Annotated in this window: 18 protein-coding genes; all 18 read left to right on the top strand. The window is 65.8% G+C overall.

What is annotated here, in order from left to right:
* Window positions 1-17: 17 nt before the first annotated feature.
* The 18 genes from ACY9XZ_RS01880 (at window position 18) to ACY9XZ_RS01795 (ending at window position 17,587) form a co-directional block, all read left to right on the top strand.
* The gene (locus ACY9XZ_RS01880) at window positions 18-368 is read left to right on the top strand and encodes a 50S ribosomal protein L18e (protein ID WP_004516800.1); all 351 of its coding nucleotides are present in this window, start codon (window positions 18-20) and stop codon (window positions 366-368) included.
* The gene (locus ACY9XZ_RS01875; protein WP_463455391.1) at window positions 365-802 is read left to right on the top strand and encodes a 50S ribosomal protein L13; all 438 of its coding nucleotides are present in this window, start codon (window positions 365-367) and stop codon (window positions 800-802) included. The genes ACY9XZ_RS01880 and ACY9XZ_RS01875 overlap by 4 nt, the downstream gene beginning before the upstream one ends.
* Complete coding sequence (locus ACY9XZ_RS01870; protein ID WP_004516798.1) at window positions 796-1,194, top strand: 30S ribosomal protein S9; 399 nt, start codon at window positions 796-798, stop codon at window positions 1,192-1,194. Before ACY9XZ_RS01875 ends, ACY9XZ_RS01870 begins: the two co-directional genes overlap by 7 nt.
* A gap of 12 nt (window positions 1,195-1,206) precedes the next feature.
* Window positions 1,207-1,407: a DNA-directed RNA polymerase subunit N gene (locus ACY9XZ_RS01865; RefSeq protein ID WP_004516797.1), complete on the top strand. Its 201-nt coding sequence runs from the start codon at window positions 1,207-1,209 to the stop codon at window positions 1,405-1,407.
* Entirely contained in the window at window positions 1,404-1,577 is a 174-nt protein-coding gene (locus tag ACY9XZ_RS01860) for a DNA-directed RNA polymerase subunit K (protein WP_004516796.1), read from the top strand. The genes ACY9XZ_RS01865 and ACY9XZ_RS01860 overlap by 4 nt, the downstream gene beginning before the upstream one ends.
* A gap of 2 nt (window positions 1,578-1,579) precedes the next feature.
* Window positions 1,580-2,785 carry a phosphopyruvate hydratase gene (gene eno / locus ACY9XZ_RS01855; protein ID WP_463455390.1) on the top strand — a complete coding sequence of 402 codons (1,206 nt, stop codon included), beginning with the start codon at window positions 1,580-1,582 and terminating at the stop codon, window positions 2,783-2,785.
* Window positions 2,782-3,603, top strand: a complete 822-nt coding sequence (gene rpsB, locus ACY9XZ_RS01850; RefSeq protein ID WP_463455389.1) for a 30S ribosomal protein S2 — start codon at window positions 2,782-2,784, stop codon at window positions 3,601-3,603. Before eno ends, rpsB begins: the two co-directional genes overlap by 4 nt.
* A 106-nt stretch (window positions 3,604-3,709) precedes the next feature.
* Window positions 3,710-4,096 carry a DUF5518 domain-containing protein gene (locus ACY9XZ_RS01845; RefSeq protein WP_463455388.1) on the top strand — a complete coding sequence of 129 codons (387 nt, stop codon included), beginning with the start codon at window positions 3,710-3,712 and terminating at the stop codon, window positions 4,094-4,096.
* A gap of 76 nt (window positions 4,097-4,172) precedes the next feature.
* Window positions 4,173-4,553, top strand: coding sequence for a DUF5518 domain-containing protein (locus tag ACY9XZ_RS01840; RefSeq protein ID WP_463455387.1), 381 nt, complete (start codon window positions 4,173-4,175; stop codon window positions 4,551-4,553).
* Between the two features lie 71 nt (window positions 4,554-4,624).
* Window positions 4,625-5,962, top strand: coding sequence for a cytochrome P450 (locus ACY9XZ_RS01835; RefSeq protein WP_463455386.1), 1,338 nt, complete (start codon window positions 4,625-4,627; stop codon window positions 5,960-5,962).
* Window positions 5,963-6,317: 355 nt separating this feature from the next.
* Window positions 6,318-8,492 carry a PAS domain S-box protein gene (locus ACY9XZ_RS01830; protein WP_463455385.1) on the top strand — a complete coding sequence of 725 codons (2,175 nt, stop codon included), beginning with the start codon at window positions 6,318-6,320 and terminating at the stop codon, window positions 8,490-8,492.
* A 67-nt stretch (window positions 8,493-8,559) separates the two neighbouring features.
* Window positions 8,560-9,543: a mevalonate kinase gene (gene mvk, locus ACY9XZ_RS01825; RefSeq protein WP_463455384.1), complete on the top strand. Its 984-nt coding sequence runs from the start codon at window positions 8,560-8,562 to the stop codon at window positions 9,541-9,543.
* Window positions 9,540-10,292 carry an isopentenyl phosphate kinase gene (locus tag ACY9XZ_RS01820; protein ID WP_463455383.1) on the top strand — a complete coding sequence of 251 codons (753 nt, stop codon included), beginning with the start codon at window positions 9,540-9,542 and terminating at the stop codon, window positions 10,290-10,292. The genes mvk and ACY9XZ_RS01820 overlap by 4 nt, the downstream gene beginning before the upstream one ends.
* 176 nt (window positions 10,293-10,468) lie before the next feature.
* Window positions 10,469-11,989: a hypothetical protein gene (locus ACY9XZ_RS01815; RefSeq protein WP_463455382.1), complete on the top strand. Its 1,521-nt coding sequence runs from the start codon at window positions 10,469-10,471 to the stop codon at window positions 11,987-11,989.
* Window positions 11,990-12,253: 264 nt separating this feature from the next.
* Window positions 12,254-13,600: an RNase J family beta-CASP ribonuclease gene (locus ACY9XZ_RS01810; protein WP_463455381.1), complete on the top strand. Its 1,347-nt coding sequence runs from the start codon at window positions 12,254-12,256 to the stop codon at window positions 13,598-13,600.
* A 4-nt stretch (window positions 13,601-13,604) separates the two neighbouring features.
* On the top strand, window positions 13,605-14,645 hold the full coding sequence (gene idsA3 / locus ACY9XZ_RS01805) for a geranylfarnesyl diphosphate synthase (RefSeq protein ID WP_463455380.1): 1,041 nt from the start codon (window positions 13,605-13,607) through the stop codon (window positions 14,643-14,645).
* Between the two features lie 89 nt (window positions 14,646-14,734).
* The gene (locus ACY9XZ_RS01800; RefSeq protein ID WP_463455379.1) at window positions 14,735-15,670 is read left to right on the top strand and encodes an ArsA family ATPase; all 936 of its coding nucleotides are present in this window, start codon (window positions 14,735-14,737) and stop codon (window positions 15,668-15,670) included.
* A 177-nt stretch (window positions 15,671-15,847) separates the two neighbouring features.
* Entirely contained in the window at window positions 15,848-17,587 is a 1,740-nt protein-coding gene (locus tag ACY9XZ_RS01795; RefSeq protein ID WP_463455378.1) for a glutamate--tRNA ligase, read from the top strand.

Here is a 17,587-nt window from a genome sequence, read left to right as displayed (position 1 = left end):
CACAACGGAGGAATCATATGAGTAAGACGAACCCGAGACTCAGTAGTCTCATCGCCGACCTGAAGTCAGCCGCCCGCAGTTCGGGCGGTGCTGTCTGGGGCGACGTCGCCGAGCGCTTAGAAAAGCCACGGCGCACACACGCGGAAGTCAACCTCGGCCGTATCGAACGATACGCCCAGGAAGACGAGACCGTTGTTGTGCCCGGCAAGGTGCTTGGCTCCGGTGTCCTGCAGAAGGACGTCACCGTCGCCGCTGTCGACTTCTCCGGAACCGCCGAGACGAAGATCGACCAGGTTGGAGAGGCTGTATCACTCGAACAGGCAATCGAAAACAACCCAGAAGGCTCCCACGTCCGGGTGATCCGATGAGCGTCGCAGAGTTCGACGCGGATGTCATCGTTGACGCCCGCGACTGTATCATGGGCCGCGTCGCATCACAGGTCGCCGAACGCGCGCTCGACGGCGAGACGGTCGCCGTCGTCAACGCCGAACGCGCCGTGATCACCGGCCGAGAGGAGCAGATCACGGAGAAGTACAAGAAACGTGTCGACATCGGTAACGACAACGGGTACTTCTACCCCAAGCGACCGGACGGCATCTTCAAGCGCACCATCCGCGGCATGCTGCCCCACAAGAAGCAGCGTGGCCGCGAGGCGTTCGAGAGCGTCCGTGTCTACCTCGGCAACCCGTACGACGAGGACGGCGAGGTCCTAGACGGCACGTCGCTTGACCGACTGTCGAACATCAAGTTCGTCACGCTGGGCGAAATCAGCGAAACGCTTGGAGCGAACAAGACATGGTAACGAACACGTCTGGCAAGAAGAAGACCGCCGTCGCCCGCGCAACCGTTCGCGAGGGCGAGGGCCGCGTGCGTATCGACTCGCAGCCGGTCGAACTCGTCGACCCAGAGCTGGCGCAGCTCAAGATGCTGGAACCGTTCCGCATCGCCGAGGACGACCTCCGCGGCGAGGTTGACGTTGAAGTGTCCGTCGAGGGTGGCGGCGTTATGGGGCAGGCAGACGCCGCCCGAACCGCCATCGCTCGCGGGCTCGTCGACCACACAAACGACGCCGAACTCCGCGACGCGTTCATGGAGTTCGACCGCTCGCTGCTGGTCAACGACGTTCGCCAGTCCGAACCCAAGAAGTGGGGCGGCCCCGGTGCGCGGGCCCGCTACCAGAAATCGTACCGCTAAGGTGATACAGGTATGATGGTACCGGTTCGGTGTTTCACGTGCGGTAACGTCGTCGGCGAGCACTGGGAAGAGTTCAAAGCACGCACCCGCGAGGCCGAGGAGCCCGAGGATCCGGAGAAGGTCCTCGACGAACTCGGCGTCGAGCGGCACTGCTGTCGCCGGATGCTCGTCTCGCATAAAGACCTCGTCGACATCGTCTCACCCTACCAATGAACGCACAGGAAAGCCGCTACGAGAAGGCCCGCAAACTCGGCGCACGAGCGCTGCAGCTGGCCCACGGTGCTCCCGTGCTCATCGAGACGGAACACACCCAGCCGATACTCATCGCCGCCGAGGAGTACGACGCTGGCGTCCTACCGTTCACGGTCAACAGGAGTGACTAACGATGACGCTCATCACTGACATACGACTCCGCCGCGTCCTCGACTCCCGCGGGAACGCGACCGTCGAGGCCGACGTTCTCACCGAGAGTGGGGGCTTCGGTCGTGGCAAGGCACCGAGCGGCGCAAGCACGGGCGAGTACGAAGCCATCGAGCTCCCCGCTAACGAAGCCATCGCCAACGCCCGCGAGGAAGCGCTCCCGCGGCTTATCGGTGAGGTCCACGCCGGGAACCAGCGTGACGTCGACGCGGCACTCCACGCCGCCGACGGCACGGACGACTTCTCCGGCATCGGGGCCAACAGCGCGGTCGCCATCTCGATGGCGGCCGCCAAGGCCGGCGCTGACGTGCTGGGCGCACCGCTGTTCCAGCACCTGGGCGGCACCTTCCGGGGCAACGAGTACCCGACGCCGCTCGGCAACATCATCGGCGGTGGCGAGCACGCCGCGGACGCCACGAACATCCAGGAGTTCCTCGCGGCCCCCGTCGGCGCACCGAGCGTCGAAGAAGCCGTCTTCGCCAACGCCGCGGTCCACCAGGAGGTCCACGACATCCTGGCCGACCGCGACCTGCCAGCGGGCAAGGGCGACGAAGGAGCCTGGGCGCCCTCTATCTCGGACGACGAAGCGTTCGAAATCATGGACGAGGCCGTCGAGACCGTGGCCGACGACTTCGGCTTCGCGATCTCCTTTGGCCTCGACGTCGCCGGCGCGGAGCTGTACGACGCCGACGAGGACGGCTACGTCTACGACGACGGGGTCAAGTCCACCGAAGAGCAGATAGAGTACATCGCCGGGAAGGTCGAGGAGTACGACCTCGTCTACGTCGAGGACCCCCTCGACGAGAACGATTACGAGGCCTTCGCGGACCTGACCGCACAGGTCGGGGACCAGACGCTCGTCTGCGGTGACGACCTGTTCGTCACGAACGTCGAGCGTCTGCAGGCCGGCATCAACGCCGACGCCGGTAACTCCATCCTGATCAAGCCCAACCAGATCGGGACGCTCACCGACGCCGTCGACGCCATCGAACTGGCGACGGCAAACGGCTACGAGTCCGTGGTCTCCCACCGCAGCGGCGAGACCGAAGACACGACGATCGCACACCTCGCTGTCGCCACTGACGCACCGTTCATCAAGACCGGCGCGGTCGGCGGCGAGCGCACAGCCAAGCTGAACGAACTAATCCGTATCGAGGACAACGCAGTATGAGCGGCAACGAAAAAGAAGGTCTCGACGCGTCCGACTCCGACTTCGACCCGTCCGACGAGGACGACGAAGCGGTCGACGCGGAGACCGAAACGGAAGCCGAACAGCCCGCCGACGACGCCGCAGAGGCGACAGAGGCCGAACCAACCGATGCTGACACGGAGGCCGACGAAGAAGCCGAGGCCGACGAGGCCGCCGGCCCACAGCTGGACGAGGACGTCATGCCCGACGAGCAGTCGGAAGCCGACCTCCTCATCCCCGTCGAGGACTACCTCGGCGCCGGTGTCCACATCGGGACCCAGCAGAAGACCCAGGACATGGAGCGGTTCATCCACCGCGTCCGGACCGACGGGCTCTACGTGCTGGACGTCTCGATGACCGACGAGCGCATCCGCACCGCCGCGGACTTCCTGGCCAACTACGAGCCCGAACAGATCCTGGCCGCGTCGTCGCGCCAGTACGGCCGGTTCCCGGCCGAGAAGTTCGCCGAAGCGATCGGCGCGCGCGTCCGCACCGGCCGGTTCATCCCCGGCACGCTGACCAACCCCGACTACGACGGCTACATCGAGCCCGACATCGTGGTCGTCACCGATCCCATCGGTGACGCCCAGGCTGTCAAGGAGGCTATCACGGTCGGCATCCCGGTCATCGCGATGTGTGACTCCAACAACACCACGTCGAACGTCGACCTGGTCGTCCCGACGAACAACAAGGGGCGCAAGGCGCTGTCGGTCGTCTACTGGCTGCTGGCCAACGAGACGCTCGACCGTCGCGGTGCCGAGCCGACGTACGGACTCGACGACTTCGAGTCCGACATCTAACGTCGCTGCTGCTTCGTTTCGTTTTCCGGCCCGCTGACAAGCGAGTGGCGACGCCGGTGTGTCGCCAACACAAGACCTACCACGGGTCCCGGAGAAGCCTCGGGAAATGGGAGACGGAGACACGCTCGTCAACGCCGTTATCGGAGCCGTCGCGACCGCCCTGCTGAGCGGGTTCGTCCCGCTCGCGCCGCTGCTCGGCGGCGGCATCGCCGGCTACCTCGAAGGCGGTGAGCGAGAAGACGGCGTCCGCGTCGGGTTCCTGTCCGGCGTCATCGGCCTCGCCGTCTCGCTGGTCTTGTTCGCGGTCGTGTTCGTCTTCCTGGCCGCGTTTCTGGCGTTCGTCCCCGAGGCGCTCGGACTGTTCGGCGCGGCGGGCCTGTTCGTGCTCGTCCTAGGCACGCTCACGACGGCCGCGTACTTCCTCGGCCTGAGCGCGCTCGGGGGCTGGCTGGGTAACTACGTCCGATACGACACGACCATCGGCGACCGGTAGCCGATAGCTATCAGTGTTGCACGAGCAGGCAGACGGTCGATAACTACATCAGGAGCGAACCCACTACGAGCAACGCATGCGCGAGTCGCTGACCAGCGCCGGCATCGGGGCGGTCGTCACGGTTGCCCTGTCGTTCGTCCCCTTCTCGTCGGTGGCCGGCGGTGCCGTGGCCGCGGCGAACCACGGCGGCGGCTACCGGGCGGGGCTCTGGCTGGGGACGCTGGCCGGCGTCTGCGCGATGGTCCCCTTGCTCGCCTTCTTCGTCCCGGCGCTGTACATCGCTGGACGCCTGGGATTCGGGATTCCGCCCGGAGCACCGGGGTACGGACTGTTTCTGGGCCTGGTTGGCGTTTTCTTTCTGCTGTACACCGTCGGCCTGAGCGCGCTCGGCGGCCTCGGCGGGGTCTGGATCGCAGCCCACACCGACTGGAACCTGGACGCCGGCCGCTGGCTCTGAGCCCCGACAGTCGACGCCGTACTCGGCAGTTTGGCATGCCATTCAAGCGTGTTCGACACTTACGTCAATCGATGTCAAAGACGCCGCCCGGACCGAAGGGCGAACCGCTGTTCGGCAGCAGTCGCACGTACGCTCGGGACCCGTTCCGGTTCATTTCAGCGCTGGAGCGGGCCTACGGCGACGTCGCTCGCTTCGACATGGGGCCGATGGACACGGTGATGCTGTGTGACCCGACGGCCATCGAGCGCGTACTGGTCTCGGAAGCAGACCAGTTCCGCAAGCCCGACTTCCAAGGCGACGCGCTGGGGGACCTGCTCGGCGACGGGCTGTTGTTGAGCGAGGGCGAGACGTGGGAGCAGCAGCGAAAGCTCGCCAATCCTGCGTTCTCGATGGCGCGGCTATCGGGGATGGCCGACCGCATCACCGGCCATGCCGAGGACCGCATCGCCGACTGGGCCCACGGCGACGTCATCGACGCCGAGCAGTCGATGACCAGGGTCACGCTGGACGTGATCCTGGACCTGATGATGGGTGTCGAACTCTCGGAACAGCGGGTCCGGACCATCGAGGAGCAACTGCTGCCGCTGGGGCAGCGGTTCGAGCCGGACCCCATCCGTTTCGCCATGCCCCAGTGGATGCCGATGCCCGACGACGCCGAGTTCAACCGCGCCGTGCGGACGCTGGACGAGGTTTTGGACGATATCATCGCGGTCCGCGAGGACTCGCTTGGGACGGACGAGGACGGCCCGATGGACTTCCTGTCGGTGCTCCTGCGCGCTCGCGACGAGGGAACCCAGTCGCCAGAGCAACTCCGCGACGAGATGATGACGATGCTGCTCGCGGGCCACGACACGACGGCGCTGACGCTGACCTACACCTGGTTCCTGTTGTCGGAACATCCCGAAGTCGAACAGCGGGTCCACGAGGAACTGGACGACGTGATCGGCGACGACCGACCGGGGATGGAGCACGTCCGCGAACTGGACTATCTTGAATGGGTGATTCAGGAGGCGATGCGTCTCTACCCGCCGGTGTACACGATCTTCCGGGAACCGACCGCGGACGTGACCCTGTCGGGCTACGAGGTCGAGGCGGGGACGACGCTGATGGTCCCCCAGTGGGGCGTCCACCGGTCCGAGCGGTTCTACGACGACCCCGAGACGTTCGACCCGGAGCGCTGGAAGCCCGAACGAGCCAAGGAGCGCCCGCGGTTCGCCTACTTCCCGTTCGGTGGCGGCCCGCGCCACTGCATCGGGAAACACCTCGCGATGCTGGAAGCGCAACTCATCACCGCGACCACGGCCAGCCAGTACCGACTGGAGTTCCAGGGCGAAACGCCCCTGGAGCTGTTGCCGTCGCTGACTGCCCACCCCCGACAGGAAATGTCGATGCGCGTGCTGGAGCGGTAAGCCGTACACCCTGAAATGACCGCTCCGGCGTCGCCGCCTGTCGCAGTGACCTGACAGGGATTTGGTCATCAGCTATTTACTGCAGAACCCCGTGTATGTGCGCAAGCACAGCGGGTCAGCAGCCTCTCTGGCGACCGATTTTCCCATGGTCGCTATCGCGGGCCCGCGCTCACAACTTGCACATCATGAAACTGCTGCAGAACACCCCAGGTGGCACTCGTCCCGCGTTGTTTGCGGCGGTCCTGCGGTCCGACTTCTTCCGAGACAGTCCCCTGAGACCCATCGCACTGGTTACCCCTGACCGGCGGAGTGGTACATACCCCGACACGGCAGCCGGGTTCGAACGGGATGCCGAATGACGGCCGAGACTGCTGTCGATGGACGTGACAGAATCCGAGTCCTCTACGTCGGTGCCGACTCGGAGGACACCGGGACGCTGTCGACGGCTCTCGAACGCGACCGCTTCGCGGTGGAAACAGTACGCACCGTCGCCGAAGCTATGGTGAGGCTGGCCGATATTGACATCGACTGTCTCGTCTCCGACTACGACCTGCCCGAAGGGAACGGTATCGAACTGCTGGAAACAGTCCGGGAGGAGTATCCGGCTCTCCCGTTTATACTCTACACCAGCCGGGGGAGCGAGGCGGTCGCCAGCGAGGCGATTGCTGCCGGTGTCACGGACTACCTCCGGAGAGAGCCAGACGCCGAACAGCACGCCGAGCTGGCGTCCCGAATCACGAACGCCGTCGAGGACTATCGCTCACAGCAGGCAGTCAGTGAGCGGAACCGAGCGCTCCAGAGCTACGAGCGGATGGTCAACTCCATGCAGGAGACGGCCTGCATCTACGACGCCGAGGGCCGGTTCGAAACCGTCAACGAGGCGCTGGCGGAGTGGTACGACGCGACACGTGCCGAGCTCGAAGGCCAGGTCAGCCGACTCGTTCCGCGTATTCGAGCGCAGGGTGAGACGGACCGCTACCAGGAACTGCTCGACGGGACACGGGAGGAACTCAGCGGCGAAATCGAAGCGGAGTTCCCCGGCCACGGATACGCGGTGGTCGCGTACCAGCTAACGCCGCTGTTCGTCGAGGGGTCTATAGACGGCATCGTCGGTGTGGCCCGCGATGTTACCGACCGGAAAGAGCGCGAACGGGAACTCCTCCGGACCAAACGCGCGATTGACGAGGCCCCGGTCGGCGTCACTATCACCGACCCCGACCAGAGGGACAACCCGCTGATATACGCTAACGACCACTACTGCGACCTGACCGGCTACTCGCTCCCGGAGTTGCTCGGCAGGAACTGCCGGATGCTCCAGGGCGAGAACACCGAGCCGGAGCCCGTCGCCGCGATGCGGAACGCCATCGATGCAGAGGAGCACGTGACGGTCGAACTCCGGAACTACCGGAAGGACGGGACCGAGTTCTGGAACCGGGTGCGGATCGCGCCGGTCCGCGACGACGACGGAACAGTCGTCAACTACGTCGGGTTTCAGCAGGATATCACGGCGCGGAAACGCCGCGAGCAACGGTTAGAGGAAACGTCGTCGCGCCTCGAAGCTCTCTTCGAGAACTCGCCGGACATGATCGACGTGCTCGACGCCGATGGGACGATCCGCGACGTGAACCAGCGGTTCTGTGCGGAACTGGGATACGACGAAAGCGAGGTGCTCGGGCGGTCGATCTGGGAGTTCGACCTGACGTTCGACGCCGAGGACGTGCAGACACAGCTTTCGGGGTTCAGCGTCGACGAGCGCCGGAAGTTCGAAGGCCTGTACGAGCGCCGCGACGGGTCGACGATGCCGGTCGAAGTTCATCTGCTCCGGCTCAACCTCGATGGCAAGGACCGGTTCCTGGCGATCAGTCGCGATATCACGGAGCGCAAGGAGCGCGAGCAGGAACTCGAACGGCAAAACGAACAGCTCGAACAGTTCGCCAGCGTCGTCAGCCACGACCTGCGGAACCCGCTGACCGTCGCCCGCGGACGCCTCGAACTCCTGCGTGAGGAGTCCGACAGCGAGCACGTCGACGCCATCGACAGCGCACACCAGCGGATGGATACGCTCATCGACGACCTGCTCACGCTCGCACGCGACGGTGCATCACCCGCGTCGCTCGTCGCGGTCGACCTCGAACCGTTCGTCCGGACGTGCTGGCAAAACGTCGATACGAAAGCCGCGACGCTGCACACTGACATAGACCGGCCCATCCGTGGCGACGAGAGCCGCCTCAGACAACTGTTCGAGAACCTCGTCCGCAACGCGGTCGAACACGGCGGCGACGACGTGACCGTGACCGTGGGCGAGCTGGCCGACGGGTTCTACGTTGCGGACGACGGCCCCGGCATCCCCGAACCCGACCGCGGAGACGTGTTCGACGCCGGCTACTCGACAGCGGTCGGAGGGACCGGGTTCGGCCTGAGTATCGTGAAACAGGTCGCTGACGCCCACGGCTGGACAGTCCGCGTCGGCAGCGGCACCGACGGCGGCGCTCGCTTCGAGTTTACCGGCGTCGACACTGTCTCCGAGTAGTCTCCCAGCGGCCCCCCCGACCGTCGACTCCGAAAACGCCTAACGCCCTGGGTGCACACGGGCGGGTATGGTCACGTCGAGCGCTCCCGGGAAAGTCTACCTGTTCGGGGAGCACGCGGTCGTCTACGGCGAGCCGGCGGTGCCCTGCGCCATCGAGCGGCGGGTACACGTGACGGCAACCGAGATCGACGAGGGACTGCGCATCCACGCGAACGACCTACAACTGGACGGCTTTACCGTCGAGTACTCCGGCGACGGAGAGAGTCACCCGGACGTGGATGTCGCCGAATCACTGGTCGAGGCCGGTATGGGATACGTCAACGAGGCGGTGGCACAGGCCCGTGACGCAGCCGATGCGCCGGGAGCGGGCTTCGAGATATCCGTCGAGGGAGACATCCCCCTTGGAGCGGGGCTTGGGTCCTCAGCCGCGCTCGTCGTCGCTGCAATAGACGCGGCGACGAGGGAACTCGGCGTCGAACTGCCGGCGAGCGAGATCGCCGACCGCGCCTACCAGGTCGAACACGAGGTGCAGGACGGGCAGGCCTCACGGGCGGACACGTTCTGCTCAGCGATGGGCGGGGCGGTCCGCGTGGAGGGCGACGACTGCCGGCGGCTGGACGGCATCGACACCCTTCCCTTCGTCATCGGCTACGACGGCGGGGCCGGTGATACCGGGGCACTGGTCGCCGGCGTCCGGGACCTCCGTGAGGAGTACGACTTCGCCGCCGACACCGTCACAGCAATCGGTGATGTCGTCCGCGAGGGCGAGGCGGTCCTTGGGACAGGCGACTACGAAACGTTGGGGGAACTGATGGACTTCAATCACGGACTGCTTTCGGCGCTGGGCGTCTCCTCGCGGTCGCTGGATTCGATGGTGTGGGCGGCCCGCGACGCCGCCGCACACGGCGCGAAACTCACCGGCGCCGGCGGCGGCGGCTGTATCGTCGCGCTGGACGAGACGGACGATGCGCTCACGGCGCTGAAGTACACACCGGGGTGTGAGGACGTCTTCCGGGCCGAACTGGACACCGACGGGGTCCGGCGGGAATGACGGTCGTCCTCAAACTCGGCGGGAGCGTTATCACCGAGAAAGACGAACCCGAGACGGTCGATCAGGCCGCCCTGTCGACAGCGGTGTCGGCCATCGCTGAATCGGCAGTCGGCGAGGACATCGTCATCGTCCACGGCGGCGGGAGCTTCGGCCACCACCACGCCGCCGACTACGGCGTCAGCACGACCGCGGGGACCCACGATGTGGACGGCGTGCGGGCCATCCACGGGGCGATGTGCCGGCTCAACGCCGCCGTCGTGGACGCGCTTACAGAACAGGGGGTCCCGGCCGTCCCGGTCCACCCGTTCTCGGCGGCCGCACGCGACGCTGGCGGCGACCTCTCGTTGCCGACGGCCCAGGTCACGACGCTGCTGGGCGAAGGGTTCGTCCCGGTCCTCCACGGCGACCTCGTCGCCCACGCCGGTGCGGGCGTGACGGTCCTCAGCGGCGACGAACTGGTCGTCGAACTCGCGCCCGCCGTCGACGCCGACCGGGTCGGCGTCTGCTCGACGGTTCCCGGCGTCCTCGATGAAAACGGAACCGTCATCGACCGTATCGCGGCGTTCGATGCCGTCGCATCGGCGCTTGGCGGGAGCGACGCGACGGACGTGTCGGGCGGGATGGCGGGCAAGGTCCGCGCCCTGCTCGGGCTCTCGGCCCCCGCCGTCGTGTTCGGCCCCGACGCGCTCCCCGCGTTTCTCGCCGGTGAGAGTCCGGGGACGACTATCGCTGGTGATGACAGCGACTGATATACCTGCTGTCACTGTTATCAGCGGACCCCTGCCCCGGAACCCAATTCGATCAGTAGCGGGCTAAATTCGGCCAATACAACGATATTCCTGCCCGACTCTGGTGGACAAGTAAATTAAATATCACTTCCTCGACCGTCGTAACATATTTGTCCTCTGTTATCAATTATGCGACTATGTCTGCAGTAGGTCTGACCGACGTCTATCGATACGGAACGAGGTTTCTCGGGACATTGCTTGTCGTCGCCGGCGTCGGTGGCGGCCTCATCGCTGCAGGGTACGTACTGATACAGAACGGCTCGCTGGGCTCGCTCTCGGGGAACGAGGGCTACCGAGCGGTACTCGGCATCGTTGTCGGTGCGCTCGGGGGACTCCTGTTGCTCTCCGGCCTGCTCGGCCTGACTCACAAGCTTATCGCCGACGCGACGATGGCTGGCACGCTCGCGGCTCGGACGGCACGGCGCGATGCGAGCGGTTTGGCAGCCGCCAGTCCCCCGGCGGGCGATGGGACCGCAACTGAGACGGCCGATGATAGCCCTGCGACCACATCCGAACCGGCTGAGGAAGCCGACGAACAGACGGCAGAGACGGGCGAGCCTGAGCCAGAAAGCTCCCAGGAGCCGGCCGAAGACCCGTCCCCTGTCGAGCCGGCGACGGCCGAACCCGACGTGTCGGAACCGGTCGCGGACTCCGAACCGGCCACTGACTCCGCCGATGAACCGGAGATCAGTGCGCCTGCACAACAACAGCCCGAACCGTCAGACTCGGCAGCGCCGTCTGCTGCGGCCGACACCGCGACGGCCGCGGGTGACGACGTTCCGGCGACGGCGGCGGACGATGATCCGTTGGCAGATGCTGATCAAGGGACGGAAGACGACCCGTTGGCGGACGAGGGCCCGGCAACGGACGGTGACCCGCTGGGAGCCGACAGCACACCGGAGCCCGCGTCGGCCGACGACACGATGACCCCGGCGACAGACGAAGACGTGACCGCGGGAGCCGCCGCGAATCAGACGGAACAGCTATCGAACCAGCAGGCGGCCGAAAACGCGGCCGGGTCGGAACCTGCGCCGGTGGACGGCACCACCGCTGCAGCGGACTCTCCGACGGATCTCTCCGTCGACTCGGACACGGCGGAACCCCAGTCCGAACCCAGCGAGCAGTCGGACCGCGACCTGCTCGCGGAGGAGCCCGCCGAGGAGCCGGAGCCGAGCACGGAACCACAGGAATGGACCCCGCCGGACCCTGCGGAGTTCGATACCGCGAGCGAGGAACCCGCAGCCGCCGACGACTGGGGCACTGACGAGCCGGTGCCAGCCGACGACCGGGGCGCTGACGAGCAGGTCCCAGCCGACGACCGGGACACCGAACCTGAAGCCGACAATGAGTCCACCGGCGTCGGCAGCCTGAATGCTGACGGGGCGGACCAGCACGACACCGTGACTCAGGACACCCGATTATTCGACGAGTCCGGCGGGGCAGACACCTCCAGTGGCCCGCGGACGACGGACGACCTGTTTGGCAGCGCTGCTGATGAAGAGGAAACCGAGGTTGATGGGAGCGTAGAGGACGAGGCGGAGTCCCAGGACGCCGACGCCCCTGACGACGAGGATTCGACGCTTGCGGACGAAGGGATCACCGGCTTCGACGTCTCCAGTGACGACGACCCGCTTTCGGACCCCTTAGACGACGAGTAGCGACGAACCCACACCGTTTTAAGAAGCGCCGTTGTAGTCCGGAGTAACCGAGCGCACGGCCGCCCGCGGACTGCGGATCGGCGGCCGGCAGACGGCGGATGTAAGTTGCGGGACGGAAGTCCCTCCCACTGCGGTTGCACAGGCTACGGGCGTACCCGACTGGCCTGGAGCGCCGACGCGGACAATGTCGCCTACATTGCAGATACCGTCGTTGCCGTGCCCCACCGGATGCCCGCGGCCGGCTTTCCACTCGGAGCTACAACCATGGAAGTCGAAATCGCGACAATTGGCGGTTACGAGGCTGTAGGCCGACAGATGACGGCCGTCCGTGCAGGGGACGACGTCGTCATCTTCGACATGGGCCTGAACCTCTCGAAGGTACTGATTCACGACAACGTCGAAACGGAACGGATGCACTCGCTGGACCTCATCGACATGGGTGCCATCCCGGACGACCGGGTCATGTCCGACCTGGAGGGCGACGTGAAGGCTATCGTGCCGACACACGGGCACCTCGACCACATCGGCGCGATATCCAAGCTCGCCCACCGCTACGACGCTCCTATCGTCGCGTCGCCGTTCACCATCGAACTCGTCAAACAGCAGATCAAGAGCGAGGAGAAGTTCGGCGTCCAGAACGACCTCGTCAAGATGAGCGCCGGGGAGACGATGTCCATCGGCGAGCGCAACGAACTGGAGTTCGTCAACGTCACACACTCCATCATCGACGCGATCAACCCCGTGCTCCACACGCCGGAAGGCGCAGTCGTCTACGGGCTCGACAAGCGGATGGACCACACGCCGGTCATCGGCGACCCCATCGACATGAAGCGGTTCCGCGAGATCGGCCGTGAGGGCGAGGGCGTCCTCTGTTACATCGAGGACTGTACGAACGCGGGCAAGAAGGGCCGTACGCCCTCCGAATCTGTCGCCCGCCGGCACCTCAAGGACGTCATGACGAGCATCGAGGACTACGACGGCGGCATCGTCGCCACGACGTTCTCCTCACACATCGCGCGTGTCAAGAGCCTCGTCGAGTTCGCCGACGACATCGGCCGCCAGCCGGTACTGCTGGGCCGCTCGATGGAGAAGTACTCCGGTACCGCCGAACGACTCGACTTCGTCGACTTCCCGGAAGACCTCGGGATGTACGGCCACCGCAAGTCTGTCGACCGGACGTTCAAGCGGATCATGAACGAGGGCAAGGAGAACTTCTTCCCCATCGTCACCGGTCACCAGGGCGAGCCGCGTGCGATGCTCACCCGCATGGGCCGTGGCGAGACGCCCTACGAGCTAGACGACGGCGACAAGGTACTGTTCTCGGCCCGGGTCATTCCGGAGCCGACCAACGAGGGTCAGCGCTACCAGTCCGAGAAGCTCCTGGGCATGCAGGGCGCGCGCATCTACGACGACATCCACGTCTCCGGCCACCTCCGCAGCGAGGGCCACTACGAGATGCTCGACGCGCTCCAGCCCAAGAACGTCATTCCGGCCCACCAGAGCCTGGAAGGGTTCGCACCGTACGTCGACCTCGCGGAAGACATGGGCTACAAAGCCGGACGGGACCTCCACATCACCCGCAACGGCAACATGATCAAGCTCACCGAGTAAATCGATGTCCGAACGCCATCAGCAGGTCGAAGACGCGATTGTCGCCCGACGAGACCGGGTCAACGACGCCCTCCCCGAGGACCTTCCGGTCCAGAAGCCGGACCACCTCTACGAGGCGTCGCGATACCTGCTGGACGCGGGCGGGAAACGGCTCCGCCCGACGGTCCTGCTGCTGGTCGCGGAGTCGCTGCTGGACGTCGACCCGCTGACGGCAGACTACCGCGAGTTCCCGAGCCTCGACGGCGGGCAAGCCGACGTGATGTCGGCCGCCCTCGCCATCGAGGTCATCCAGACGTTCACGCTCATCCACGACGACATCATGGACGACGACGCGCTCCGTCGCGGGGTGCCCGCCGTCCACAAGGAGTACGACCTCTCGACGGCGATTCTCGCCGGCGACACGCTGTACTCGAAGGCGTTCGAGTTCCTCCTCGATACGGGTGCGGCCCCCGAGCGGACTGTCGACGCGAACAAGCGACTCGCGACGACGTGTACCCGCATCTGTGAGGGGCAGTCGCTGGACATCGAGTTCGAGCAACGCGACGTCGTCACGCCCGAGGAGTACCTGGAGATGGTCGAACTCAAGACGGCCGTGCTGTACGGCGCGGCCGCCTCGATTCCGGCCACGCTGCTCGGGGCCGACGAGGAGACGGTCGACGCCCTGTACAACTACGGGCTCGACGTGGGTCGCGCGTTCCAGATTCAGGACGACCTGCTGGACCTGACGACCCCCTCGGAGAAACTGGGCAAACAACGGGGCTCGGACCTCGTCGAGAACAAGCAGACACTGGTGACGCTGCACGCCCGCCAGCAGGGCGTCGACGTGGGCGACCTGATCGACACGGACTCCGTCGACGCCGTTTCGGAGGCCGAAATCGACGCGGCCGTCGAACGGCTTCGAGAAGTGGGGTCCATCGAGTACGCCCGCCAGACCGGGCAGGACCTCATCGCGAGCGGCAAGCAGAACCTCGAAGTCCTGCCGGACAACGAGTCCCGCTACCTGCTCGAAGGCATCGCGAACTACCTGGTCGAGCGCGACTACTGAGCGCGGTCCGCCGGCCCGTTTTTCCGCACCTCTTCGACCCTGATAGCTGCTGGTCAGCAACTAAGACCGACCAGTCCTAACACTGTCACGTGACCCGGTTCCTCCTCTACGGCGGCAAGGGCGGCGTCGGCAAGACGACTGTGGCAGCGGCGACCGGCCACCGCCTCGCAACAGCGGGCCACGAGACGCTGGTCGTCTCCACGGACCCTGCACACTCGCTGGCCGATGCCGTCGAGACCGATGTCGGCGGCGAGCCGACAGAAATCCAGTCGGGGCTGTGGGGCGTCGAGGTCGACCCGCAAACAGGCATCGACCGCTACCGGTCGCTGTTCGAGTCGCTGGCCTCGGAGTTTTCCGACGCTGGCATCCGGATGGACGAGGACGAAATAGCCGAGCTGTTCACTTCCGGCGTGATGCCTGGCAGCGACGAACTGGCGGCTATCGAGGGCATGGCGACCTACATCGAGAGCGACCGCTGGGACCGCGTGGTGTTCGACACCGCTCCGACCGGCCACACGCTCCGCCTGCTCGACCTGCCCTCGGTGATGGACCGCGGCGTTGCGACGGCGATGGAGCTGCGCGATCAGGTCCGCCGGAAGGTCAACACCGCCCGAACCATGATGTTCGGCCCGATGGCCAGCCGGCGCGACGACGGCCCGGACGACTTCACTGCAATGCGCGAGCGGATGGAGCGGGTCGGAACAGCCCTTCGGGACCCAGAGCAGACGGCGTTCCGGGTCGTGACGATTCCTGAGACGATGGCCGTCCGCGAGACTGAGCGGCTGGTCGAAAAGCTCCGGGAGTTCGAGGTGCCGGTGACGACGCTGGTCGTGAACAAGGTCATCGAGGACGCCGGCGACTGCCAGCGCTGTCAGGGCAAGCAGGCGGTACAGGAGGAGGCGATTGCACAACTCCGAGAGTCGCTGCCAGAACTGGATATCTGGACGATTCCAGACCAGTCCGGTGAGGTGACTGGAATCGAGGCGCTGGACAGGGTTGCGGAGTCTCTTGTGGATGTGGAGTGACCTGTAAAGACGAGCATCCGCGCGAGCGGAGCGAGCGCGGTTTCACGCGAATCGCTCTGCGATTCGCGCCTTTTTCGCCCACGTTTTTCGAGGAGTGGTTCGCGCGGTCAGCGCGAACCCGACGCTGAAAAAGGTGGTCCGACGGCGTTTTGACCCTCCCAGTCGCAGGTCCCGGTAATGGACGATGAGCTTCAAGACCGTATCACGGAGGCGGCGGAGACGAACGCCCTCCTCAACGCGGTCAAACACGACAGCGAGGCACAGGTCGGTGCAATAATGGGGCCGCTCATGGGCGAGAACCCGGAGTTCCGCGAGTACGGCGACGAGATACCCGGCGTCATCGCGCCGGTCGTCGAGCGGGTCAACGGGATGGACGCCGAGGAACGCCGCGAGCGGCTGGCGGAGTTAGCGCCGGAGAAGCTCGAAGAACTGGAGAGCGAGGACGAGGGCGAGGACCACCCGCTGCCGGACCTGCCCAACGCCGACGACTACGACACTATTCGGATGCGGGTCGCGCCCAACCCTAACGGCCCGTGGCACATCGGCCACGCGCGGATGGCGGCCGTCGTCGGCACGTACAAGGAGCGCTACGACGGGGAGTTCATCTGCCGCTTCGACGACACCGACCCAGAGACGAAGCGCCCCGACCTCGACGCCTACGACGCAATTCTGGATGCTATCGACTACTTGGGCTTCGAGCCCGACGACGTGGTCAACGCCAGCGACCGGGTCGAAACCTACTACGAGTACGCCCGCGAACTCATCGACAAAGGCGGGGCCTACACCTGCTCGTGCCCGCAGGGTGAGTTCTCCGATCTGAAAAACAGCGGCGAGGCCTGCCCGCACCGCGAGAAGGACGCCGAGACCTCACGGGCGGAGTTCGAGGCGATGGTCGACGGCGAGTACGACAGCGGCGAGATGGTTCTGCGGGTCCGGACTGACATCACCCACAAGAACCCCGCGTTGCGGGACTTCGTCGCGTTCCGGATGGTCGACACCCCCCACCCCCGAGAGGAAGCGGCGGAGTACCGCTGCTGGCCGATGCTGGACTTCCAGAGCGGGCTCGACGACCACCTGCTGGGCGTCACGCACATCATCCGCGGGATCGACCTGCAGGACTCCGCAAAACGCCAGCAATTTGTCTACGACTATTTCGGCTGGGACTACCCCGAGGTCATCCACTGGGGCCACGTCCAGGTCGACGCCTACGACGTACCACTCTCCACCTCAAGCATCGCCGAACTCATCGCGGACGGCGAACTGGCGGGCTGGGACGATCCGCGAGCGCCGACCGTCGCCAGCCTCGAACGGCGCGGTATCCGCGGCGAGGCCGTCGTCGACGCGATGATTCAGCTGGGGACCTCCACCTCGAACGTCGACCTGGCGATGTCCTCGATCTACTCGAACAACCGCGACCTGATCGACGACGAGTCTGACCGGGCCTTCTTCGTCCGGGACAGCGACGACCACGGTGGGATTGTCGAACGTCAGATCGTCGGCGGCCCGGACGCCGGCGAACCGCCGCTCCATCCGGACTTCGAGGAGCGTGGCCGCCGCGAGATTCCGGTAACCAGCGGTGTCGTCGTCGAGGGAGACGACCTACCGAGCCACGGCGAACGGATCTGGCTCAAGGGGTACGGCTGCGTGCGCCACACCCGCGACGCCTTCGAGTACACCGGCGACGATATCGACGCCGTCCGGGAGGAGGGCGTCGACGTGATCCACTGGGCGCCGGCCGACGGGCCGCGACTCCGCCTGCGGACGATGGACGGGGACGTGGCAGGCGTTGCCGAACCAGGACTGCTCGGCTACGAAACCGACGACGTTGTGCAGTTCGAGCGCATCGGATTCGCCCGCCTCGACGATATCGCCGAGGACCCCGACACGGAGTCCGTCGCGTACTTCGCACATCCCTGA

The organism is Haloarcula sp. HT12, from assembly GCF_055271655.1.
The sequence above is the reverse complement of the archived record's forward strand: the minus strand, read 5'-3'. Positions and strand labels throughout refer to the sequence as shown.

Bases quoted from the DNA above. Each gene is read 5' to 3' on its own strand.
- ACY9XZ_RS01880 (WP_004516800.1), top strand. From the start codon at position 18: ATGAGTAAGACGAACCCGAGACTCAGTAGTCTCATCGCCGACCTGAAG.
- ACY9XZ_RS01875 (WP_463455391.1), top strand. From the start codon at position 365: ATGAGCGTCGCAGAGTTCGACGCGGATGTCATCGTTGACGCCCGCGAC.
- ACY9XZ_RS01870 (WP_004516798.1), top strand. From the start codon at position 796: ATGGTAACGAACACGTCTGGCAAGAAGAAGACCGCCGTCGCCCGCGCA.
- ACY9XZ_RS01865 (WP_004516797.1), top strand. From the start codon at position 1,207: ATGATGGTACCGGTTCGGTGTTTCACGTGCGGTAACGTCGTCGGCGAG.
- ACY9XZ_RS01860 (WP_004516796.1), top strand. From the start codon at position 1,404: ATGAACGCACAGGAAAGCCGCTACGAGAAGGCCCGCAAACTCGGCGCA.
- eno (WP_463455390.1), top strand. From the start codon at position 1,580: ATGACGCTCATCACTGACATACGACTCCGCCGCGTCCTCGACTCCCGC.
- rpsB (WP_463455389.1), top strand. From the start codon at position 2,782: ATGAGCGGCAACGAAAAAGAAGGTCTCGACGCGTCCGACTCCGACTTC.
- ACY9XZ_RS01845 (WP_463455388.1), top strand. From the start codon at position 3,710: ATGGGAGACGGAGACACGCTCGTCAACGCCGTTATCGGAGCCGTCGCG.
- ACY9XZ_RS01840 (WP_463455387.1), top strand. From the start codon at position 4,173: ATGCGCGAGTCGCTGACCAGCGCCGGCATCGGGGCGGTCGTCACGGTT.
- ACY9XZ_RS01835 (WP_463455386.1), top strand. From the start codon at position 4,625: ATGTCAAAGACGCCGCCCGGACCGAAGGGCGAACCGCTGTTCGGCAGC.
- ACY9XZ_RS01830 (WP_463455385.1), top strand. From the start codon at position 6,318: ATGACGGCCGAGACTGCTGTCGATGGACGTGACAGAATCCGAGTCCTC.
- mvk (WP_463455384.1), top strand. From the start codon at position 8,560: ATGGTCACGTCGAGCGCTCCCGGGAAAGTCTACCTGTTCGGGGAGCAC.
- ACY9XZ_RS01820 (WP_463455383.1), top strand. From the start codon at position 9,540: ATGACGGTCGTCCTCAAACTCGGCGGGAGCGTTATCACCGAGAAAGAC.
- ACY9XZ_RS01815 (WP_463455382.1), top strand. From the start codon at position 10,469: ATGTCTGCAGTAGGTCTGACCGACGTCTATCGATACGGAACGAGGTTT.
- ACY9XZ_RS01810 (WP_463455381.1), top strand. From the start codon at position 12,254: ATGGAAGTCGAAATCGCGACAATTGGCGGTTACGAGGCTGTAGGCCGA.
- idsA3 (WP_463455380.1), top strand. From the start codon at position 13,605: ATGTCCGAACGCCATCAGCAGGTCGAAGACGCGATTGTCGCCCGACGA.
- ACY9XZ_RS01795 (WP_463455378.1), top strand. From the start codon at position 15,848: ATGGACGATGAGCTTCAAGACCGTATCACGGAGGCGGCGGAGACGAAC.